We start from the raw sequence: 22,146 nt of genomic DNA, 5'->3' as shown, positions 1-22,146 counted from the left end.
GGTCATCGGGCTCGCCCCGCGCCCGTCCCGGCCGACGCCGGCACGGCGCCTGTGAGCCCGGTCGGTGCCGGACCGGCCCGTGCAAGCCCAGTGCGCGCGGGACCGGGCCGGGCAAACCCGAACCGTGCGGTGTCCCTTGGCCGCCCGGCCCGCGTGCGGCCCGCCGCCCGTGACCGCGGCACCGCCCGCGCCGGCCGTGGCGGTGGCGCCTGACGTGCCGCCCGGGCCGATGCCGTGCCCCGCACCCGTCATGCCGAGCGTTCCATTTCGAGTTCCACCTCGGTGCCGCCGTCCGGTGCCGAACGGAGCCTCGCCGTACCGCCGTTGCGCTGCATCCTGCCGATGATCGACTCCCGGACGCCCATCCGGTCCGCCGGGACGGCGTCCAGGTCGAAGCCCGGGCCCCGGTCGCGTACGGAGATGAACACCGTCGTCCCCTCGACCTCCGCGTAGACCTGCACCGCCCCGCCCTCGCCACCGTACTTGGCCGCGTTGACCATCGCCTCCCGTGCGGCCTGGAGCTGGGCGCCCAGCCCTTCGTCCACCGGGCAGTCGCCGACGCAGACGACCTCGACCGGCACCCCGTGGTCGTCCTCCACCTCCGCCGCCGTGGCCTTCACGGCCTCGGCCAGGGTGTCCGGTTCCTCCTCCTCGTCCTTGCCGCGGCCCTCCGGCTTGTAGAGCCAGGCCCGCAACTCCCGTTCCTGGGCGCGCGCGAGACGGGCGACCTCGCGGGAGTTCTCGGCGTTGCGCTGGATCAGCGTCAGGGTGTGCAGCACCGAGTCGTGCACGTGGGCCGCGACTTCCGCGCGCTCCTGGGCGCGGATGCGCATCAGCCGCTCCTCCGACAGGTCCTGCGCCATGCGGATCAGATACGGGCCCGCGAGCAGGGCGATGCCGACCAGCACCGCGAGGGACGCCTGCAACACCGCGCCCAGATGCCGCGCCGAGCCCTGCATCACGACGATGGCGCTCACGCCCACGCCCACGAGCAGCACCCCGGCCGCCCCGCGCACCAGCGGCAGCACCCGCTTGCGGCGGGTCACGGCGGCCCAGTGGGCGCGGCGCGCGTTGTCGGCCTGCCGCCAGACCAGGACGACGCCCGCGCCGATCAGCAGCGTCGGCCAGAGGTAGGCGTTGGCCCGGCGGCCGAGCTGGAGGTTGTCCACGAACACGGCCACGCCGACGACCATGGCGAGCAGCGCGATGATCTGCCCCCGGTCCGGCTTGCGGACGAGGAGCCTGCGCCGGCCGTCCGGACCGGTGCCGGCCTCGGTGCCCGTCCCGGTCGCAGCGGTGGCCCCGCCCCTGGCCACCGCCGGGCCCCCGCCCGCGCCGCGCGGTGCCTCCACGCCGCCGACGCCGAGCGGCACCACGAACCAGAAGGCCGCGTACAGCAGCGCGCCGAGCCCTTCCACCATGAAGAGCGCCACGAAGAAGATCCGCACCCAGGACACCGGCAGCCCCAGATGCCCGGCGAGGCCACGGGCCACGCCGCCCAGCATGCGGCCCTCGGCGCTCCGGTAGAGCTTGCGGACCGGTGGCTCCTCGGGGACCTCGGGACCGGGGGCGGGGGGACTGCCCGCGCGGGGAGTCCCGGCGCGGGGGGCGGCGGCGGTCATGAACCGATGGTCACACGGGAGCGGCCGGCCGGGCATCAGGGTCGGCCCCTGAACCGTCCCGGGGGTTCCGGGAGTCCGGGATGCGCCGCGGGGGGACGGGGCCCGGGCGGCGTGGGCTCCGTACGCGGGTTCCCCGGGCGCGCCGGAGCCCCGGAGCGAGCGCGGGCCCCTGCCGTTCCGGGAGGTTCGGGGCCCCGGGGGCTTGAAGCCCGGGGCCGTGGGGCCGGGGCATCGCGCCGGGCGTCACCGGCCCGGGCCGCCCCCGGGGCGGGTGCGCGGGGCCGCGCCGGGCCGCCTCGGGGAAAGGTCAGGGTTCCGCCAGGGTCGTCACGGGTGCTGCCGGGGCCGCCGGGCCGTCACCATGGACACATGACCGATCAGCAGCCGACCCGGGGCCCGGCGGCCGGCGCACCCGGAGGCGCCCCGGTGGACTCCGGCGGCGCCAACGACCGGGGCGAGTCCGCGCGTCCGGGCCCGGCGGAGCCGGACGGCCCCGCGGGCCCCGGTGGCCCGGCCCCCGCCGGGCCCGGTGCCGGTGCCCCGTCCGGCGCCGCCGCGGGCAGCACCGCCGACCCCGCCTCCGGTGTCCCGCCCGTGCTGCCCCGGCTGCGGCGCAGCCGCCGGACGAAGACCATCGCCGGGGTCTGCGGCGGCCTCGGCCGGCAGTTCGACCTGGACCCGGTGATCTTCCGGATCGTCCTCACCGTGCTCGCCCTGGCCGGGGGCATCGGCCTCATCGCGTACGGCTTCGCCTGGCTGCTGATCCCGCTCGACGGCGAGGACGAGAACGAGCTGCGGCGGCTGCTCTCCGGCCGCGTCGAGGGGACGGCGCTGACCGCTCTGCTCTTCGCGCTGGTCGGTTCCGGTCTGCTGCTGTCCATGCTCAACAACGGGCCGGTGCTCTTCTTCGCCGTCCTGCTGTCGTCCGCGCTGGCCGGCGTCTGCTCGTGGTCGCTGCGGAAGCGGCGCGTGGAGCGGGCGGGCGCCGTGGTGGACGCGGCGGCGGCGCAGGCCGTTGCGGACGCGCCCCCCGAGACAACGGCCCCGCCCTCCCCCGGCGGCCCGTCCTGGTGGCGCGACCCGATCGTCAAGGACGGCACCACGGGCCTGCCGGGCACCGGCTGCACCGGTTATCTCTGGGGCCCGGACGACGGGCCGGACGCCGGTCCGTACGGCCCGCGGGCGGCGGCCGCCGGGGCGTCGTGCGGTGGACGGCGCGGCCTCGGCGGCCCCTGGACCGGTGGCTGGACGTTCCTGGCCGCGGTGCTCGCCGCCGTCACCGGCACCCTGCTGACCTGGGAGTCGGAGCCGCTCACCAGCAGCCTGCAGACCGGGCTCGCCGCCGCCCTCGCGGTGTTCGGGCTCGGGCTGGCGGTGGCCGCCTGGTACGGCCGGGCCGGCGGCGGCACGGTCGTCGCCGCGGTGCTGACCTGCGGGCTGCTGGTGGGCGCGGGCAGCCTCCCGGAGAGCGTGACCACGCACTGGCGGCAGACCGCCTGGCGCCCGGCCTCGGTGGCCGACGTACGCCCCGTGTACGGGCACGGCACGGGACGGGCCGAGCTGGACCTCAGCGCACTCGACCTGGGGAAGGACGAGACGGTCGCCACCCGCGCGAGCGTCGGCGCGGGCGAACTCCTGGTCCTCGTCCCGCCGGACGCCGTCCTGGAGCTGACCGTGGACATCGGCCTCGGCGACAGCCGGCTGCCCGGCGACCCGCCGGACGACATCGACGTCGAGCCCGGCACCACACGGTCCGTGACCCTGCGGCCGGAGGGCGGGCGCACCCCGGCCGGCACGCTCGTCCTCGAACTCGAAGCCGGCCTGGGCCGGGTGGAGGTGGAACGTGCCGCCCCGTGAGCACGGCGGCCGCGGCCGTCACGCGTTCGAACCGGCGAAGCTCGTCGCCGGGCTGGTCCTGCTCGCCGCGGGCGTCGTGGCCCTGCTGGACGCGGCCGGTGCCGTGGAGCCCGGGCCGGGCCCGCGGCTGCTGCCCGCCGTCCTCCTCGGCCTGGGCGCGGCGGGGGTCGTGGGGGCGGTCTCCCACGGCGTACGCCGGCGGCGCGCGCGGCACGGGGCACGCCGGGGGCTCGCGGATGACGGGAGGCCGCGGGACGCCCGGGGGTGACGCGGCCGGCGCGGCGGTTCGCGGTGACGCGGGGTGCCGCTGGTGCGCCGGACGCGCGGGACCGGTGGTGTGCCCGGCGCGCTTCCGGACCGGCCCGCACCCCGTGCTGACGGTCGGGGGCCCCGCCTCAGCCGTACAGTGGCTGCCCGTGGCGGGCGCGGCGCCTGGCCAGGACCGCGTCCAGGGAGAGATACGGGGCGCCCGCCAGCACCAGCGGCAGCCAGGCCATCAGATAGGCCAGGTCGTTGCCGTAGTAGTAGGGGTCCGACGGCCAGCTCACCGTCAGCCAGAGGCTCAGCGAGATCAGGGCGCCGCCGAACGCCGCGAGCCGGGCGAGGAGTCCGAACAGCGTGCCGAGGCCGACCGCGATCTCGCCGCCCGCGATGGCGTAGCCCATCAGCGAGGGATCGCGGAGCCCGAGGTCCACCAGGGCCGGGACCGCGGAGTTGTCCCGCACGGAGTCCATCAGCCGGCCGATCGATCCGGCTCCGGAGTCGGCGATGAAGGCCGGATCGGTGAGCTTGTCGATGCCCGCGTAGACGAAGGTGACGCCGAGGAAGATGCGCAGCGGGAGCAGGGCGTACCGGGCAGCGGTGGCCCGTGCTCCCGCCGGCTCCGGCGTCTGTGCCCGGTGGAGCCCGTGCGCCATGAGGTCCGCCTCTCGATCGCTGCCGGGGGCAGAATTCTCCACGATCCGGACCGATTAGGGGAGACGAAGTACATCAACAATCAAATGAACTGAGCAGATCCGATCATCTTCGAGCAGGCCCTCCCGGCACGGGCCCCGGGCGGCGGGCTCCTGCGGCGGACCGAAGGGGGACCGAAGGGGGACCGAAGGGGGACGGGCCGCTCAGGGGCGGGTGGCCCCGGTCAGGTCGATGTCGATGGTGAACGGAACGGACAGCTTCAGCCGGTTGTGGTGGATGCCGGTCGCCACATAGGCGCCGGTGGCCGGGTCGCGCTCGTAGACGTAGACCACGGGACGCCCGTTGTCGCTCTCCACCCGCCAGAAGTGCGGGATGCCCGCCTTGGCGTACTTCAGCGGCTTGGTCTCCCGGTCCCGCGCCTTGGAGTCGTCGGAGACGACCTCGACGGCGAGGATCACGTCCTCGGGACGGAAAGCCGTCTGGTCGGGCTTCGCGACCGCACGCGCCGGGATGACGATCAGGTCCGGCTCGGGCCGCTGCCGCTCTCCCAGGACGACGGTCACCTCCCGCATCGTCTCCAGATCCTCCGGCGCCGTGCGCAGGATTCCGTTCTCCAGCAGACGCATGGTGCGCGTGTGAAAAACCGTCTGCGGACTCATGAAGACGAGGCTCCCGTCGATCAGCTCCGTGTGCGGAGGCAGGTCGGGGAGCCGGTCCAGGTCGTCGGCGGTGTAGCCACCCGGCGGCGGCTGCGGCCAGTGGTGCTGGCGCTGTGGTTCGACACTCATCAGTGCTCCCATGAGACGCATCGTCGCCGATCCGATCAGCCTACCCACCGCGAACCCCGGCGCCGCCACTCATCCGTGTGAGTGGCGGCGCCGGGGTTGACGTGCGGCGGAGGCAGGAGCGGGACCCGGAGGGGTCACTCCCACTCGATGGTGCCCGGGGGCTTGCTGGTCACGTCGAGGACCACGCGGTTGACCTCGTCGACCTCGTTGGTGATCCGGGTGGAGATCCGCGCGAGCACGTCGTAGGGCAGCCGGGTCCAGTCCGCCGTCATGGCGTCCTCGGACGAGACCGGGCGGAGTACGACCGGGTGGCCGTACGTCCGGCCGTCGCCCTGGACTCCGACCGAGCGCACGTCCGCCAGCAGCACGACCGGGCACTGCCAGATCTCGCGGTCCAGGCCGGCGGCGGTCAGCTCCTGCCGGGCGATGGCGTCGGCCTCACGGAGCAGGTCCAGCCGCTCCCGGGTGATGTCGCCGACGATGCGGATCGCCAGGCCCGGACCGGGGAAGGGCTGGCGCTGGACGATCTCCTCGGGGAGGCCCAGCTCCTGGCCGACCATCCGGACCTCGTCCTTGAAGAGCCGGCGCAGCGGCTCCACGAGCTGGAACTGGAGGTCCTCGGGGAGGCCGCCCACGTTGTGGTGGGACTTGATGTTGGCGGTGCCGGTGCCGCCGCCGGACTCGACGACGTCCGGGTAGAGCGTGCCCTGCACCAGGAACTCCACGGACTCCCCGTGCTCGCCCGCCTCGGCGACGATCTCGGACGCGGCCTGCTCGAAGACCCGGATGAACTCCCGGCCGATGATCTTCCGCTTCTGCTCGGGGTCGGAGACGCCGGCCAGTGCCGAGAGGAAGCGCTCCTCGGCGTCCACGACCTTCAGCTTGACGCCGGTCGCCGCCACGAAGTCCTTCTCGACCTGCTCCGACTCCCCCTTGCGCATCAGGCCGTGGTCGACGTAGACGCAGGTGAGCCTGTCACCGATGGCCTTCTGCACCAGGGCCGCGGCGACCGCGGAGTCGACGCCGCCGGAGAGGCCGCAGATGGCGCGCTTGTCGCCGATGCGCTCGCGGATGGCGGCCACGGACTCCTCGACGACGTTGGCCATCGTCCAGTCCGGGCTGAGGCCGGCGCCCCGGTAGAGGAAGTGCTCCAGGACGAGCTGGCCGTGGGTGGAGTGCATCACCTCGGGGTGGTGCTGCACACCGTAGAGCTTCTTCTCGTCGCTCTCGAAGGCGGCGACGGGAGTGCCCGGCGTGGAGGCGGTGACGGTGAAGCCCTCGGGGGCCTCGGCGACCGAGTCGCCGTGCGACATCCACACCGACTGCTCGGCGGGGGTGCCCTCGAAGAGGGTGGAGGCGGGGCGGGAGACGGTCAGCTCCGTGCCGCCGTACTCCCGGGTGCCGGTGCGGGCCACCGTGCCGCCGAGGGCCTTGGCCATCGCCTGGAAGCCGTAGCAGATGCCGAAGACGGGGACACCGGCCTCGAACAGTTCGGGGCCGACGTGCGGGGCGTCCTCGGCGTAGACCGAGGAGGGACCGCCGGAGAGGATGATCGCCTTGGGGTTGCGGGCGAGGATCTCGGACACCGGTGTGGTGTGCGGGACGATCTCGCTGTAGACCCGGGCCTCGCGGACGCGACGGGCGATGAGCTGGGCGTACTGCGCGCCGAAATCGACGACGAGGACCGTGTCCGGGGAGTGGTCGGCGTCGGGAGCGGAAGCGGGGGTCGCTGAGGGCACTGCGGCGGCCTTCCGGCGTGGACGGTGGAGGTGGCTGGATCCCGATTCTAACGGCGCGGGGCGGCGCCCCCGTCCGTCTCAGCATCCGGCCCGCCCTGGCACCGCCCGCGCCGGCCGGGCCATACTGCCGGCATGTTTGCGCAGCTCGCCTTCCGCTTTACCTATGGCACCGGCCCGTCCGGCTGCCATGGTCGTGCTGCGTGAACCACTGACACGCGACATTCCAGGCGCCCCGGGCCGGTCAAGGCCCGGGGCGCTCCGCGTTCGGTCCGGGCGGCGGCGGTACCGGGGTCCACGGCACCGAGGAGACACCGACATGAACACCCCCCTGGGCACGAACACGGCCACCGGCACGGGCACGGGCACGGGCACGGGCACGGGCGAGGATCCCACGACGCCCGGCACCGGCGTCGGCACCGGCACCGCTGCAGGCCCCCGGGTGCCCGCCCGCACCGCCGCCCCCGACACGGGCGCCCGCACCGACGAGGCCGCGGCACTCATCGCCGGGGCCCGCGAGCGGATCGACGATCTGGACGCCCGGATCATCGGGCTGGTGCGGGAGCGGATGGCCGTCTCGGCCGCCATCCAGGAGGCCCGGATCACCTCCGGCGGCCGCCGGGTGAACCTCTCCCGCGAGATGGAGATCCTCACCCACTACCGCGATCGGCTCGGCAAGCCGGGCACGGCCCTGGCGATGACGATCCTGGAGCTCTGCCGCGGACAGGTCTGACCCGCACGCCCGTCCCCGCACGGCCATCCCAGCACGGCCCGTCCCCGCACGGCCCACCACGCGCGCCGCGCCCCGGGCACCACCCGCCGCCCCGGGGCGCGGCACTCCGCCGCCGGCGTCACTTGCGGTTGTACAGCCGCATCGTGACCGTCCCGAAGACCAGCACGAACAGCCCGGCCCACCCCAGGGACCAGGCGATCTCGTCGGCGGGCCACTCCCCCGCCATCAGCCCCCGTACCGCGGAGGACAGATGGGTGATCGGGCTGTTGTTCACGAAAGCCTGCAGCCAGCCCGGCATCGTCCGCGGGTCGACGAAGATGTTGCTGAGGAAGGTCAGGGGGAAGATCACCATCATGCTGACGCCCATCACCGACTTCTCGCTGCGCAGCATCAGGCCGAACATCGTCCACGTCCAGGAGAAGGCGAACGAGAAGACCACCAGCAGCGCCACCCCGGCGAGCACACCGGCCACGCCGCCGTCCGGCCGGAAGCCCATGACCAGGCCGAGGGTGAGCATGACCACCGAGGCGATGGCGTAGCGCAGCATGTCGCCGAGGAGATAGCCGACCATCGCCGCGGGGCGCCAGATCGGCAGGGTGCGGAACCGGTCGAAGACACCCTTCTCGATATCGGTGTTGACCGACACCCCGGTGTACATCGTGATCATCACGACGTTCATGACCAGGATGCCCGGCAGCAGGAACTGCAGGTACTCGGTGGTCGATCCGGCGAGCGCGCCTCCGAAGAGGTACGTGTACATCAGCACCATCATCACGGGGAACGCCGTGACGTCGAAGAGCTGCTCCGGCACATGCTTGATCTTCAGCACGGCCCGCCAGCCGAAGGTGAGGGACGCGGACCAGGCGCTGGGCCGCGGCGGCCGCTGCCCGGAGACGAGCAGTTCGGCCAGGCTCTCGGTGGCGACGGGGGCCGGTTCCCCGGCCCGCGCTCCGGTGTTCGCGGTGCTGGTCGCGGTGCTCATGCCGCTATCCCTTCCTTCTTGCTGCCCGGGTCGACCGGGTTCCCCGGGGCGGACGTTCCGCCGGTGGTGTTGCGGTCGGTGAGGGCGAGGAAGACCTCGTCCAGACTGGGCTGGCCCAGTGAGAAGTTGTCGACGACAATGCCGGCGCGGGCGAGCTCCGCGAGGGCGTGGGCGGCCTGTTCCGCCGCGCCCTTGCCGTCGCCGCCGGTGCCGACGCGGGCGGTCAGGGCCACCGGATCGTGGTCGAGCTGGATCCGAGCGCCCATCGCCTCGGTGAGCAGCCGCTCGGCCCCGGGCCGCTGAGCCGCCTCCCGCAGCCGTACGTGCACCGTGCCGGCGCCCACGGACGCCTTCAGCTCCCCTTTGGTGCCCTCCGCGATGACCTTCCCGTGGTCGATGACGGCGATCCGGGAGGCGAGCTGGTCGGCCTCGTCCAGGTACTGGGTGGTCAGCAGCACCGTGGTGCCCTGGGCGACGACGGCCCGCACGATGTCCCAGACCTGATTCCGGCTGCGCGGGTCCAGGCCGGTCGTCGGCTCGTCGAGGAAGAGGAGGTCGGGGGTGTTGAGGATGCTCGCCGCGATGTCGATACGGCGCCGCATGCCGCCCGAGTAGTTCTTGACCTGCCTGCCGGCCGCCTCCGTCAGCCCGAACGCCTCCAGGAGCTGCCCGGCCCGCTCCCGGGCCGGGCGCTTGCCGTGGCCCAGCAGCCTGCCGAGGAGGACGAGATTCTCCATGCCGGTGAGGTCCTCGTCCACGGAGGCGTACTGCCCGGTCAGGCTCACCCGGGCGCGGACGGCGTCCGCTTCCCGCAGCACGTCGCGGCCGAAGACGCGGGCTTCGCCGCCGTCGGGGCGCAGCAGCGTGGCGAGAACCTTGACCGTGGTGGTCTTCCCGGCGCCGTTGGGGCCGAGGACCCCGTAGACCGTGCCCGCGGGGACGGCGAGGTCGACGCCGTCCACGGCGCGGGTCTCCCCGAATACCTTGACCAGCCCCGACGTCTCGATCGCCAGGCCGGTACCGCTGTCACTCATGATCGGTCGTCCCCATCTCCGTCTTCCGCCTTCCGTCTTGCGTCTTGCGTCTTGCGTCTTGCGTCTTGCGTCTTGCGTCTTGCGTCTTCTGCCGCGGTCTTCCGCCGTGCGCTGCGGTGCGGTGTCCGCAGCCCCCGGGCGGGCCCGTGGCCGCCGCGGCCCGGCCGCCGGTCACACCGCCCTGTCCGATGAGACTCCTCCGGCGGGCAGAACTCATCTCCTTTTCCGGGAGGGATGTGGCGGCTCCGCCGGACGGCCGGCCACCGGGCAGGCCGTGACCGTTGCCCCCGTCCGTCGTTGAGCCGGTTGTCCGTGCCGGCCAGGCGGCCCGAAGACGAGGACATGTGGCTTCGGCCCGGTCCTCCGGGAGCCCGGCGCGGCACGGGGGCCGATCTCACTGAAGCGTGTGGCGTGCCGAGTGGCTTGGGGACAAGCGGCGCACGTCGTGGGACCGCGCTTCAGTGCGTGACCGGACAGCAGGGGACAGCAGCCCGGTCACTGCGAAGCGGCCGGCTCCGGGGACGCCCGGAGCCGGCCGCCGTGCCGGGTCCCGCTCTTCTTCCCTCCCCGGGCAGGCGTTCCCCCGGCGCCCGCCCTCTCCGGCCCCGCGTTTCCGACGCCGGCGCCGGCCGCCGAAGGGCCTCATGGCCGCCCCGCGCCACCGCCCCGTGAGGCCCTTCGGCATATTTCTGTGGCGTGAGTCACACCATTCACCTCTGCGGTCGCATACAACCATCAGCGATCTTTACCGGTCACTTATGGCGATCGCTCCGCCATGACGCGTCCCCCACCGCGACGGCAGGGCTCCACACTTTCTTTCCGGTGCCGCGATGCGACGGCACCGCTGACCGAAGAGGTCTGCATGAGAATTCGCCGCGTTCTGGCGACCGCCGCCGCGACGGCTGTCATCGCCCCGGCAGCGCTGATGGCGGCCCCGGCCGCGTACGCGAACGAACACGACACCACGGTCACCACCGCGGACAGCCCGTCCCCCGGGAACACGGAGACGACGGAGCCCGCGGCCGGAGACGAGCCCGGGGACCCGGTGCAGGAGGCCGGGGACGACCAGGCTCCCGCGGAGGACGAGAAGCCCGCGGAGGACGAGAGCACCGAGGGGGAGAACGCCGACTCCGGCACGGCCCCCGCCGAGGGCGGGAACGCAGCGGAGGGCGAGACCGCGGGCGACGGCGAGAAGCCCGGGGAGGAAGACGGCGAGAAGCCCGGGGAGGAAGAGGGCGAGACCCCCGAGTCGGGCGAGGACCCCGCCACCGAGCCGGGCGAGGGTGAGGAAGAGCCCGAGTTCCCGCTGTTCTGCGAAGAGGTCGACGAGAACTACACCCAGGCGGTCACGGCCGAGCTGAGCGGGCTGCCGGGCAAGGTCGTGGCCGGCAGCGGCTGGCACGGCTTCAAGCTGACCGTCACGAACACCTCGGAGAAGAGCCTCAAGGAGGTCGCCTTCTACGCCGAGATCGAGAACTACCAGATGGACGAGGACAAGTACCTCAGCCGCTTCGTCCAGCTCCAGTTCCGGGTGCCGGGCACGAACGAGTGGATGGCCATCGGCGACAAGGAGTGGGCCGGGGCCTACTTCTGGGGTGTCGAGGAGATGAAGGCGAAGGACTACGTCGCCATCGACCTCCGCGTCAACATCAACAAGAACGCTCCGGCCGGTCACGGCTACACCTTCGGCTCCGGCGCCTTCCTCGACAACGTCGAGGGCCAGGAATGCATCGCCGAGGGCTGGGACGACTACGAGTTCACCGTCGTCAAGCCGGGCACGAAGGTCCCGGACCCGGGCGAGGCCAAGCCGAAGCCCGGCGACGAGAGCAAGCCGGGCACCGGTACCGGCCCGAAGCCGCAGGGCGGCATCGAGAAGCAGCCGGTGACCGGCAACCTCGCCGAGACCGGTTCGTCCTCCGCGCTGCCCACGATCGCCCTGATCGGCGGAGTCGCCATGGCGGCCGGCGCGGGCGCGGTGTTCGTCGTCCGGCGCCGCCGGACCGGGGACATGGGCGCCACCGCGTAGGGCGCACACGCCGGGGCGGTCGCCCCGGCACCACGGCAGGAAGGGGCCGCACCCAGGAGGGGAGTGCGGCTCCTTCCCGCGTTCCGCGGGGGCCGTGAGGCCGGGCTGCCGTGGGGCGCGGCCGGGCCGCGTCCCCCGGCGGTCACGCCCCGGCGGTCACGCGCCGGCGGAGGGGCCGTTCGGTGACGGCTCCGGTGCCGCCGCGGCCCCGTCGGCCGCCGCCGGGGCCACGGGTGCGGCGGGCGCCGCCTCCTCCGCCCTGGGCTCCGGCACCTTCGCCTTCGCCTTCGGCGGCACGGGCGGCACGGGCAGCATCACCGGCAGCCGCAGTTCCGCGAAGGCCCCGTCCGGGACGGCCGGGGAGCGCGGCTCCACCGCGGGCAGCCGCACGTACTCCTCGCCCTGGGCCGGGCGGGAGTCGGCGTCGCCCTTGTTCGGCCAGAGGGACATGGCGCGTTCGGCCTGCGCCGTGATCGTCAGCGACGGGTTGACGCCCAGGTTCGCCGAGACCGCGGCGCCGTCCACGACATGGATGCCCGGGTGGCCGTAGAGCCGGTGGTACGGGTCGATGACGCCGTGGTCCGCGTCCTCCCCGATCGGGCAGCCGCCGAGGAAGTGGGCGGTGAGGGGCGTCCCCATCACCTCGCCGATGTTGGTGCCGGCGAAGCCGTTGATGTCGTCGGCGATGTGCCGGGCGGCCTCGGCACCCTCCGGCAGGAAGACCGGGTTGGGCGCGCCGTGGCCCTGGCGCGCGGTGAGCAGGCCCTTGCCCAGGCCCTTGGGCTTGCGGTACGTCGTCAGGGAGTTGTCCAGCGACTGCATGACGAGGCCGATGATGGTCCGCTCCGACCAGCGGTAGTTGGAGAGCGAGCGGAGCAGCAGCACGGGGTGGCGCAGGCAGTGCAGGGCGTGGGCGAGCGCGGTCGGCATCCGGGAGCCGTGGGGCACCTGGAGGGTGGTCATCAGGCCCATCGCGTTGGAGCCCTTGCCGTAGCGGACGGGCTCGATGTGGGTGTTCTCGTCCGGGTGGATCGAGGAGGTGATCGCGACGCCCTTGGTGAAGTCCGGCTCCTCGCCGTACTTCTTGTGGTAGCGGGCCGGTGAGGTCATGGAGCCGACCAGGGCCTCGGAGTTGGTGCGGGTGAGCGCGCCGAGCCGGTCCGAGACGCGCGGCAGCAGGCCCTGGTCGCGCATGGTGTGCAGCAGGGTCTGGGTGCCGTAGGTGCCGGCGGCGATGACGACCTGCCGGGCGCGCAGCACCTTCGGCTTCCTGCGGAGGCGGCGGCGCTTGTTCGTCGGGACGGTGGAGACGGCATAACCGCCCTCCCCGTCCTCGGTGACGGCGGTGACCGAGGTCATCGGGTGGACGACGGCGCCGGCCTGCTCGGCGAGGTAGAGGTAGTTCTCGTTGAGGGTGTTCTTGGCACCGTGGCGGCAGCCCGTCATGCACTCGCCGCACTCGGTGCACGCCTTGCGCGCGGGCCCGGCGCCGCCGAAGTACGGGTCGGGGACCTCGGCGCCCGGCTCGGCCAGGGTCTTCCCGTCCGCGTCCTTGCCGTCGCCGAAGAAGACGCCGACCGGCGCAAGGTGGAAGGTGTCCCCCACGCCCATCTTCTCGGCGGCGGCCTTGAGATGGACGTCGGAGGGGGTGGTGGTCGGGTTGAGCCGGACCCCGAGCATGCGCTGGGCCTGCTCGTAGTAGGGCTTCAGCTCCTCCTGCCAGTCGGTGATGTGGCCCCACTGGCGGTCCTCGAAGAACGGGCGCGGCGGTACGTACAGGGTGTTGGCGTAGTTGAGCGAGCCGCCGCCGACCCCGGCACCGGCCAGGATCATCACGTTGTTGAGGAGATGGATGCGCTGCAGACCGTAGAGGCCGAGCGCGGGGGCCCACAGGAAGTTCCTGAGGTCCCAGGAGGTCTTGGGGAGGCTGTCGCGGGTGAAGCGGCGGCCGGCTTCGAGGACGCCGACGCGGTAGCCCTTCTCGGTCAGCCGCAGGGCGGATACGGATCCGCCGAAGCCGGAGCCCACGACGATCACGTCGTAGTCGTACTTGCCTTCGGCCACGGTGTCGGCCCTCCCATGCTGTGTGGTTCTGTTCCGGCCGCGCCCGTGGTGCCGTCGGGCGGGTGCGGTGTGGGGTCGTGCGCCCGGCGGCGCCGGTCCGCGGGGTGCTCGCGGTGCCGGCGGCGCCAGGGGGTCGGGGATCGGGAGATCCGGGGGATCGGGGGTGGGGTCCGGGGGCCGGGGTCCGGGCCGGAACGCCCGGCGGCCCGGCCGGCGTTCAGCGGAGCCGGAACGCCTTCATGGCGCGCAGGCTCACCGACATCAGCGCCGCGTACTTCTCGTCCGTCAGCCCGAAGGACGGCGCGAGGGGCATCAGCCGCTGGTGGGCCACGGTCTGCGCCTCGGTGTACTTGAGGATGCCCTCGGAGCCGTGCCGGCGGCCGAGCCCGGAGTCGCCCATGCCACCCATCGGCGCCTGGACGCTGCCGTAGCCGGCGGCGTAGCCCTCGTTGACGTTGACGGTGCCCGTGCGCAGCCGGGCGGCGACGGCGTGGCCGCGGCGGCCGTTCCTGGTCCAGACGCTGGAGTTGAGCCCGTACGCGGTGGCGTTGGCGCGTTCGATCGCCTCGTCCTCGTCGGTGAAACGGTAGAGGGAGACGACGGGGCCGAAGGTCTCCTCGCCGCAGACGGCCATCGGGTCCGCGACGCCGTCGAGGATGGTCGGCTCGTAGAACAGCGGGCCGACGTCGGGGCGGGCGCGGCCGCCGGCGACGACCTTGGCGCCGCGCGCCACGGCGTCGTCGACATGGCGGCTGACCGTCTCCAGCTGGCGCTCGGAGACGAGGGACCCCATGTCGGCGCCGTAGGCCAGGGCGGTGCCGAGCTTCATGGCTTTCGTCCGGGCGGCGAAGCGCTCCAGGAACGCGTCGGCGACGGACTCGTGGACGAAGAGACGTTCGATGGAGATGCAGAGCTGGCCACTGGAGGAGAAGCAGGCGCGGACGGCTCCCTCGGCGGCCTTGTCCAGGTCGGCGTCGTCGAGCACCAGCATGGCGTTCTTGCCGCCCAGTTCGAGCGAGCAGCCGATGAGCCGGGCGGCCGCGCTCTGGGCGACGGTGCGGCCGGTGCGGGTGGAGCCGGTGAAGGACACGTAGTCGGCGTGCTCCACGACGGCCGGGCCGACCACCGGGCCCTCGCCGATGACGACCTGCCACAGCTGCTCGGGCAGCCCGGCCTCGATCAGCCGCCGCCGGGCCCAGAGCGCGGTGAGCGCGGTCTCCGTGTCGGGCTTCATCACGACGGCGTTTCCGGCGGCGAAGGCGGGCAGCGCGTCGCCGACGGAGAGCTCCAGCGGGTAGTTCCAGGGGGCGATCTGGCCGACGACGCCGCGTGGCTGGCGCAGTTCGGTGACCTTGGTGAGGACGGGGACGGCGCCGGTGTGCCGCTTGGGCCGCAGATACGCCGGGCCGCGGCGGCCGTAGTGGCGGGCGGCCATGGCGACGGCCTGCACCTCCTCGTGGGCGTGCATCCGGGCCTTGCCGGTCTCCAGCTGGATGAGGTCCAGGACCTCGTCCTGCCGGGCCAGCACCAGGTCGTGGAAGCGGAGCAGCACCGCGGCCCGCTTGCGCGCGGGGACGGCGGCCCAGGCCCGCTGGGCCTCACGGGCCCGTTCGAACGCGGCGGCCACGTCCTCGGGGGTGGACTCGGGCAGCTCGGCCAGCCGCTCGCCGGTGAACGGCGTGTGGTTGGCGGTCCGGCCGGTGCCGGTGAGGCCGGCGGTGAGCTGGGCGACGAGTTCCGGGGTCACCACCTCGGCGGCGGTGCGGGTGCCCGCCGGGGCGGTGAAGACCGGGTTGCCGCCGGTCACGTCCGCCCGGGCGGGCGGGACCGGGGCGCCGCCGGCCGAGGCGGGTGCTGCGGTGTCCTGCGGGAAGTTCTGCGCCTGCGTCTCCGTCATGCGGGTGAGGGTATGCCGGGGCGCCTCGTTTGTGTACCCGGCAGTAACACCGATTTCACCGCGGTGGAACGAAAAGGCGGGACCACGCCAGTGATTACTGGCAAAAGGGCCCTGGTCAGGGAGTTTTCATGGCCGACCAGTGAGGGTTGTGTGCCCGGGAAAGATCTTGGCGGTGGCCCGGCGCCCCGGAGGGCCGCCACCGGCGGCCGGGACGCCGGGACGCCGGCGGCCGGCGCCGCCGCGTTCAGAGTTCCCGGATCTCCAGATGGCGCACGATCTCGTCGAACAGCTTCTCGCCCTCCGGGCGCGCGTGGCCCTCGGCCGGCATCCGCACCCGGAGCCGCCAGACGACGCTCTCCCCGTTGACGTAGACGTGCTCCCGGAAGTGCCGGGTGATGTCGTCCTCGCGCGCGCCGTAGTCCCGGTAGGTGGTGAAGACCTGGACCGCCTCGCGTTCCTGCTGGGTCGCCCGGCGCGTGGTGCTGCGGGCCTCCTCCATGGAGTTCTCGGCTCCGGACCCGTAGTACGTCACCAGTTCCTCGGCCGCCTTCTCCGCCGTGTCCGGGTTCGGGGAGTCGTCCGGCTCCCCGGTGTCCTGATCCCGCCAGAGCTCGACGCCGTAGACACCGCTGGGGTCGGCGAAGGTGACGTACCCCTCCTCGGAGTCGGTGCGCTCGTAATCGGGCGGCAGGAACAGGGAGGCCTTGACGATCTCGCCCTCCTCCCGGACCCGCCAGTTCTCCGGAGGCCCGTCCTCGCCGAACGGATCGGCGATGACCAGCACCAGGGCGAGCACCGCGGCCAGCAGCCCGCCCCCCAGCCCGAACCGGCCGCGCGTGGTGCGGAGCAGGCCGCGCGGACCGCCCGGGCCGCCCCCCGTCATGGCGCGGGTCCGCGGCACGACGGGGAGCGGCTGCGGCGGGCGGGCGACGCTCTCCAGGACCTGCCGGATCTCGGCCGGTGCGGGGCGCGCCGCCGGGTCCTTCCGCAGCAGCTGCATGACGAGATGGCCGAGCGCCCCCGCGCCCCGCGCCGGCGTGGGCGGTTCGGCGGAGAGCACGGCCTGCAGCGTCGCCGGGGTGTTGGAACGCCGGTACGGTGACATGCCCTCGACCGCCGCGTACAGCAGCACACCCAGCGACCAGAGGTCGGACTCCGGCCCGGGGAGCCGGCCGAGCACCCGTTCGGGCGCGATGAACTCCGGGGAGCCGACGAACGCGCCGGTCTCGGTGAGCCGCTGCTCCCCCTCGACCTGCGCGATGCCGAAGTCCGTGAGCACCACCCGGTCGTGCCGGCCCAGCAGGACGTTGTCCGGCTTGACGTCCCGGTGCAGCACCCCCGCCTCGTGCGCGGCGGTCAGCGCGCCCAGCACGGCCAGGCCGACCCGGGCGGCCTCCCGCGGGTCGAGGGTGCCCTCGCCGAGCCGGTCCCCCAGCGACTGCCCGCGGACGAGTTCCATGACGATCCACGGGCGCCCGTCCTCCACCACCACGTCGTGCACGGTGACGACGGACGGATGGTCGATGGCCGCCGCGGAGCGGGCCTCGCGCCGCATCCGCTGGTGGACGGTCTGCCGCTCCTGCTCGCTCAACTGGTCGGGCACCCGGGGCTCCTTGACCGCCACGTCCCGGTCGACGACCTCGTCCCGCGCCCGCCACACGGTGCCCATGCCGCCGTGCCCGAGCCGGGACAGGAGGCGGTAACGGCCGCCGATCGTCCGGCCGGGCGCGGGGCCGGCGGTACCCGCGCCGGCCCCGGGCGAGGACGGGGGCGGCGGGGTGGCGGCCGCCTCTGCGGGCCCGGGCGCCGGGGCCGCAGGTCCGGGTGCCGGATGGGGCGCGGACGCCCGGGCGGGCGGCTGCGCGGGCGGCGGGTGGGGCGTGGCGCCGGGCACCGGGGCCGCGGGCGCCTGGGCGTGTCCCGGAGCGGAAGCCCCGGCGGGGTCCGCGGCCGGACCCGCCGCCGGACCCGCGGCCGGGGCCGGTGTCGCGGCGGGTGTGCCCGGTGGCGGGATCAGATAGCTGGTGGGCTCGTCGGCCCGTCCCCCGTCGTTCTTCATGTCCCCATCATGGCCGTCCGCCCGCGCCCGGTTCCAGTCGGTCAGCCGCGGCGGTGCAGCACCGTGACACAGCGGGCCCCGGGGCGGGGCGGGGCCGGTACGGCCCCGGGAACAGGGCGCGGTACGGCCCCGGGACGAGCACCCGCTCCATCCGCCGGCACGGCGGACGGAGCGGCGCACGGCCGCCGCCGGCGCAGCGCCGCCCGCGGCACCGGCCGGCTACCAGGGCGCGCGCGGGTGTTCGCGTTCACAGCCCGCCGCCGCCTCCTCGTCCGCCCGCAGGCGCTCCGGCGCCCCGTCGCCGCCCGTGCCCGCCTCGCCGGCCCCGGAGGCGGCCGGAAGGCGGCCGGTGAGCGGTGGCACGGTCACCTCCGGGACGGACGGGAGCGGGGCCTCCGCCGCGGGCGCACCCGCGGCCGGGGCCGGCTCAGGCGCCCCGGGCGGTCCGGAGAGGCGGTCCGGCGCGCGGGACACCGCGGAGGGCGGGGCGCTGCGCCCGGCCCTCCCCGTTCCGGACGGGCCCGGCGGCAGCGATCCGGAGGTCGACGGTCCGCTGCCGGAGGGACCCGGGCGCGCGGAGGAGCGGGACGCACTGGGCGTCGCCGTCGGGCGCGTGGGCCCCCGGCTGCCGCCTCCGCCGCCGCCTCCTCCGTCGCCGTCATCGTCCGTCGTCCCGTCCGGGCGGGAGGTCGAGGTCGGCCGCTCGTCCAGTGGGGTGTCGCCGTTCACCAGCATCGCCACGGCGGCCACCCCCGTACCGCCCGCCGCGGCGACCATCAGCGCCGCGGCCAGCGCCGTGCGCCCCCGGTGCCGGCTCCCGCGCGGCGGCAGCAGCGGACCGGGCGGCGGCCCGACCGGGTGGCCGTCCCCCGGGCGGACGGCGTCCGGCGGCGGCCCCGCGTACCCGGCCCGCCCGGCGGCGTCCGCACCGGCGCCCCCGCCCGTGCCGGCCCGTCCGCCCTCGGCCCGCGCGAACCGCGGCACCTCCGGCATCCGGCCGGTGCGCAGGTACTCCGTCAGCAGCTCCTCCGCCTCGGCCCCTCCCATCCGGCGCGCCGGATCGCGCTCCAGCAGCCCCAGGATGGCGGGGAGCAGCGGGCGTGCGGCCTCCGGCGGCCTGATGTCGCCCGCCATGACGGCGTGCAGCACCCCGCCCAGCGAGTCCTGGTGGAACGGGGTGCGACCGCTGAGCGCCGCGCACAGCAGCACCCCCAGCGACCACAGGTCGGACTCCGGTCCGGCTCCGGTGCCCGCCATCCGCTCCGGGGCGGTGTATTCGGGGGAGCCGACGAAAGTGCCGCTCTCGGTGATCGTCGAGCCGCCGTCCATCCGGGCGACACCGAAATCCGTCAGCACCACGCGCCCCGCCGGGGCCTCCAGCAGGACATTGGCGGGTTTGAGGTCCCGGTGCAGCACCCCGTGCCGGTGCGCCTCGCGGAGCGCGCCCAGCAGAGCGAGCCCGATCCGGGCGGCCTCCCGCGGCGGTACGGAGCCCTCGGCGGCGATGCGGTCGGCCAGCGTCTGACCGACGATCAGCTCCATGACGATCCAGGGGCGTTCGTCCTCCTCGACCACGTCGTGGACGACGACCACACTGGGATGCCGCAGCTGCGCGACCGTACGGGCCTCGCGCAGCGTGCGCTCGCGCTGCGACCGCACGTCGCTCCCCGGGAGACCCTCGCCGACATGGACCTCCTTGACGGCGACGTGCCGCCGGAGCAGTTCGTCGGTGGCGCGCCACACGGTGCCCATGCCGCCCCGGCCGAGCCGGAAGTCCAGGCGGTAGCGGCCGGCGATGAGTGGGCTCTCCGCCCCGAAGCTCCCCATGGTGCCCATGGTGCCCCAGGTTTTCGGGCGATCCGAGGGCCTGCGCCTGCCGGTTCCGTTTAAACTTCCCGGCCGGGAACGTCTTTCGGCCAGACCCCGGCCCCGGCGTCCGGCACCCCTGCGGCCTTCCGGCCGCGGCCCACCGCTCAGCCCGTGAGCCGGTAGGTGGCGGTCGCCTGCTCGAAGAAGCGGGCCACTTCCTGTTTGTCCGCGACCGGTCCGGAGACCAGCACCAGGTGGTAGCGGCCGTCAATGATCATCGCCAGATTGCGGGTGTGAATCTGCCGGTCGGCGTCGTCCCGCCAGGTGAACACCCCCTCGGCCATCGAGGTCTGCCCGACCTCGATCCGCCGCAGCCCGGAGGCCGAGGACCACTGCGACTCCCGGAACGGGGCGAGTTCCCGCTCGGCGTCCTGCTGATAGGCCATCGGGTCGCTGCCGAACTCCTCGACGGTGTCCCGCCCCGGGACAACGGTCAGTTCGAAGGCGCCCCGTCCGTAGCGGACCTGGCCGAGGGAGTTCGCGCCGCGCCGCTCCCAGCCCTCGTGCACGGCGATCCGGAAACCCTCCGGGTCGGTGCGGAGTTCGAAGCCCTCGGCGAGGCCGGCGCTGTCACCGGGTTCGTCCTTCTCCTCCTTCTCCCCCTGCTCGCCCTTCTGTTCCCCCTCTTCGTTCCCGCGCTCCCCGCCGCCCGCCGTCCCCCGGTCGCCCGGCTCCGCACCGGAGGAGGCGCCGGCGGACGGAGCCGGGCTCACCGCTCCGGCCGTGCCGGCGCGGCCGGTACCGCCACCGGCCGTGTCACCGGCACGGGGCATGAAGAGCATCGCGTAGGCGACGGCCCCGGCCAGCGCCAGCAGGATCAGCAGAAGCAGCAGCCGTCCCAGGCGGCGCGGGCTGTGCCGGTGCTCCTTCACCCGCTTGTGCCGGCCGTGCACCACCGCCCCGCCACCCCGGCGCCGGCGCACCAGTTCGCCACGGCGGCGTACCACCGGAAGCCGCCGCGGGTCGGTGTCCGCACCCGAGCCGAGGGAGGGGACGGTGACCGTGCGCACGCCGACGTCCGGCTCCGGGGCCGTCCGGACGATCGAGCGCAGCCAGCCGCGCAGCTCCTCGAACTCCGGGCGCTCGGTGGGGTCCTGGCGCAGCAGCGACTCGACCACGGGCCGCAGCGCGCCGCACTCCTCGGCGAACGCGGGCGCCTCGGTGCAGACGAGCTGCACCAGCTCGGCCGCGTTCTCCTCCGGGTACGGCGCATGGCCCTGCACCGCACGGAAGAGGAGCGCGCCGACGGCCCACAGGTCGGTGGCGGGACCGATGGGCGGTGCGAGCTGCCAGTTGGCGTGCACGGGGCCGGCCTGCTCGGGCGCCCAGCGCTCGGTGACGGCGCCGACGACCAGGATGCGGGCCTGGCGGGCCCGCTCGGCGGCCAGCGGGGTGGTGGGTCCGCGCTGGTGACGCCCGGTGCCCGGGCCGGTCCCGGGCGTCCCGCCCCAGCCGCCGGCGGACGGGGCGGCGTACGGGCTCGCCGGGGCGGCCGCGGTGCCGTCCGGGCCCGCGGAGCCGGGCCGCTCCCCGCTCACCCGGCGGGCCGGCTCCACGGGACCCGGTGGCCGGGCCTGCTCGACGGCACCGGAGTGGTACGGCGGCCGGCCGGCGGCTTCGGGACGGTCCTGCGGGCCGGGGCGCGCTCCGGGGGGCGCTCCGGGGGGCGCTCCGGGGGGCAGCGCACGGCTGCCGACGTGCCGTTCGGCGGGCGGCAGGGAGGCCGGGTTCCGGTCCGGACCGTCCGCGCGGCCGGACACCCGGTCCGGACGGTCCGTGCCCTCCGGCAGCTGCTCCGGATCACCGCCGGCTCCCGGTCCGCGTCCGGCGGACGGGGCCGGCCCGCCGCCGTGCGGCCCGCCGCCGTGCGGCCCGCCGCCGTGCGGCGCACCGCCCGGAGAGCCGGGGGGCATACCCGGGCGTCCGGGCCGTCCCGTACTGCCGTGCCAGCGGGACTCCGCCGGGACGGGAGCCTCGGGCAGCCCGCCCCGGTGCGGCGCGGCCGGCCCGCCGGGCCCCGGGACGGGTCCCGCACCCGGCCACCGGGGCTCACCGGAGCCGGCCCCTCCGCCACCGGGTACGGCACCGCCCGGAACGGCCGGGCCGGGCGCGGTGCCGCTCTGATCGGCAGGCCCCGGCCGGGGGCCCGGCAGGACACCGCCCGGCACGGCCGCGCCGGGCACATCGCCTTCCGGGAGGACCCGGCCGGGCACGGCGGGGCCCAGGGCACCGCCCGGAAGCGCGGGCCCGGGCAGGCCCGGGGACGTACCGCTCGTACCACCCGGCACGGCGGTACCGGGCGCACCGGGACGGGCCGGGTCCCCGGACGGGCCCCGCCGTCCGGAGCCATCGGTCGCGCTTCCGTTCGGGTCCGGCAGGGCGGACAGCGGACGGACCCGGGTCTCGGGCCGGGGCCGGCTCCCGGGCTGGGCCTGGGGCTGGGGCTGGGCCCGGGGCTGGGGCCGGCTTCCGGGCCGGGGCTGGATCTGGGCGCGGGCGGCGGCGCGGGCTCCCGCCGAGTAGGCCGCGATCGCGCGGGAGCGGGGCTGCCTGCCGTCCGCGGT

The 22,146-nt window shown here is 74.9% G+C and carries 15 protein-coding genes; 4 read left to right on the top strand and 11 right to left on the bottom strand.

The genetic code is table 11. The annotated features are described in order from the left end of the window. Nucleotides 1-248 precede the first annotated feature (248 nt). On the bottom strand, nt 249-1,622 hold the full coding sequence (locus KBZ10_RS16255) for an ATP-binding protein (protein ID WP_210988373.1): 1,374 nt from the start codon (nt 1,620-1,622) through the stop codon (nt 249-251). Between the two features lie 369 nt (nt 1,623-1,991). Between KBZ10_RS16255 and KBZ10_RS16250 the strand changes: the two genes are divergently transcribed. Continuing rightward, complete coding sequence (locus KBZ10_RS16250) at nt 1,992-3,479, top strand: PspC domain-containing protein (RefSeq protein WP_210988372.1); 1,488 nt, start codon at nt 1,992-1,994, stop codon at nt 3,477-3,479. Then, nucleotides 3,466-3,747: a hypothetical protein gene (locus tag KBZ10_RS16245; RefSeq protein WP_210988371.1), complete on the top strand. Its 282-nt coding sequence runs from the start codon at nt 3,466-3,468 to the stop codon at nt 3,745-3,747. Before KBZ10_RS16250 ends, KBZ10_RS16245 begins: the two co-directional genes overlap by 14 nt. A 127-nt stretch (nt 3,748-3,874) precedes the next feature. Here the strand turns inward: KBZ10_RS16245 and KBZ10_RS16240 are convergent, their stop codons facing one another. The 3 genes from KBZ10_RS16240 to guaA form a co-directional block, all read right to left on the bottom strand. Further along, nucleotides 3,875-4,396, bottom strand: a complete 522-nt coding sequence (locus KBZ10_RS16240) for a DoxX family protein (protein WP_210988370.1) — start codon at nt 4,394-4,396, stop codon at nt 3,875-3,877. 201 nt (nt 4,397-4,597) lie between these two features. Beyond that, nucleotides 4,598-5,182, bottom strand: a complete 585-nt coding sequence (locus KBZ10_RS16235; RefSeq protein ID WP_210988369.1) for a Uma2 family endonuclease — start codon at nt 5,180-5,182, stop codon at nt 4,598-4,600. Between the two features lie 134 nt (nt 5,183-5,316). After that, nucleotides 5,317-6,921 carry a glutamine-hydrolyzing GMP synthase gene (gene guaA / locus KBZ10_RS16230; protein WP_210988368.1) on the bottom strand — a complete coding sequence of 535 codons (1,605 nt, stop codon included), beginning with the start codon at nt 6,919-6,921 and terminating at the stop codon, nt 5,317-5,319. Nucleotides 6,922-7,237: 316 nt separating this feature from the next. Here guaA and KBZ10_RS16225 point away from each other — a divergent pair, with 316 nt between their 5' ends. Beyond that, nucleotides 7,238-7,651 carry a chorismate mutase gene (locus tag KBZ10_RS16225; protein WP_210988367.1) on the top strand — a complete coding sequence of 138 codons (414 nt, stop codon included), beginning with the start codon at nt 7,238-7,240 and terminating at the stop codon, nt 7,649-7,651. A gap of 118 nt (nt 7,652-7,769) precedes the next feature. Here the strand turns inward: KBZ10_RS16225 and KBZ10_RS16220 are convergent, their stop codons facing one another. Together KBZ10_RS16220 and KBZ10_RS16215 are read right to left on the bottom strand one after the other, a co-directional pair. After that, the gene (locus tag KBZ10_RS16220) at nt 7,770-8,633 is read right to left on the bottom strand and encodes an ABC transporter permease (RefSeq protein WP_210988366.1); all 864 of its coding nucleotides are present in this window, start codon (nt 8,631-8,633) and stop codon (nt 7,770-7,772) included. Further along, nucleotides 8,630-9,667, bottom strand: a complete 1,038-nt coding sequence (locus KBZ10_RS16215; RefSeq protein WP_210988365.1) for an ATP-binding cassette domain-containing protein — start codon at nt 9,665-9,667, stop codon at nt 8,630-8,632. The genes KBZ10_RS16220 and KBZ10_RS16215 overlap by 4 nt, the downstream gene beginning before the upstream one ends. Before the next feature lie 862 nt (nt 9,668-10,529). On the opposite strand from KBZ10_RS16215, the gene KBZ10_RS16210 reads away from it, so the two are divergent. Then, nucleotides 10,530-11,693 (top strand): LAETG motif-containing sortase-dependent surface protein, encoded by a 1,164-nt coding sequence (locus KBZ10_RS16210; protein WP_210988364.1) that lies wholly within the window; start codon nt 10,530-10,532, stop codon nt 11,691-11,693. 156 nt (nt 11,694-11,849) lie between these two features. Here KBZ10_RS16210 and KBZ10_RS16205 read toward each other — a convergent pair whose 3' ends face one another. The 5 genes from KBZ10_RS16205 to KBZ10_RS16185 form a co-directional block, all read right to left on the bottom strand. After that, entirely contained in the window at nt 11,850-13,757 is a 1,908-nt protein-coding gene (locus KBZ10_RS16205; RefSeq protein WP_210988363.1) for a GMC oxidoreductase, read from the bottom strand. Between the two features lie 217 nt (nt 13,758-13,974). Continuing rightward, nucleotides 13,975-15,654 carry a succinic semialdehyde dehydrogenase gene (locus KBZ10_RS16200; protein WP_210988362.1) on the bottom strand — a complete coding sequence of 560 codons (1,680 nt, stop codon included), beginning with the start codon at nt 15,652-15,654 and terminating at the stop codon, nt 13,975-13,977. A 244-nt stretch (nt 15,655-15,898) separates the two neighbouring features. Then, on the bottom strand, nt 15,899-17,713 hold the full coding sequence (locus tag KBZ10_RS16195; protein WP_210988361.1) for a serine/threonine-protein kinase: 1,815 nt from the start codon (nt 17,711-17,713) through the stop codon (nt 15,899-15,901). Nucleotides 17,714-17,932: 219 nt separating this feature from the next. Next, nucleotides 17,933-19,540, bottom strand: coding sequence for a serine/threonine-protein kinase (locus KBZ10_RS16190; protein ID WP_210988360.1), 1,608 nt, complete (start codon nt 19,538-19,540; stop codon nt 17,933-17,935). Between the two features lie 146 nt (nt 19,541-19,686). Next, the gene (locus KBZ10_RS16185) at nt 19,687-21,120 is read right to left on the bottom strand and encodes a serine/threonine protein kinase (RefSeq protein ID WP_210988359.1); all 1,434 of its coding nucleotides are present in this window, start codon (nt 21,118-21,120) and stop codon (nt 19,687-19,689) included. Nucleotides 21,121-22,146 lie beyond the last annotated feature (1,026 nt).

The organism is Streptomyces sp. F63 (assembly GCF_018070345.1).
Lineage (GTDB): Bacteria > Actinomycetota > Actinomycetes > Streptomycetales > Streptomycetaceae > Streptomyces.
Note: the sequence above shows the minus strand (reverse complement) of the source record. Positions and strands in the feature narration are given on the sequence as shown.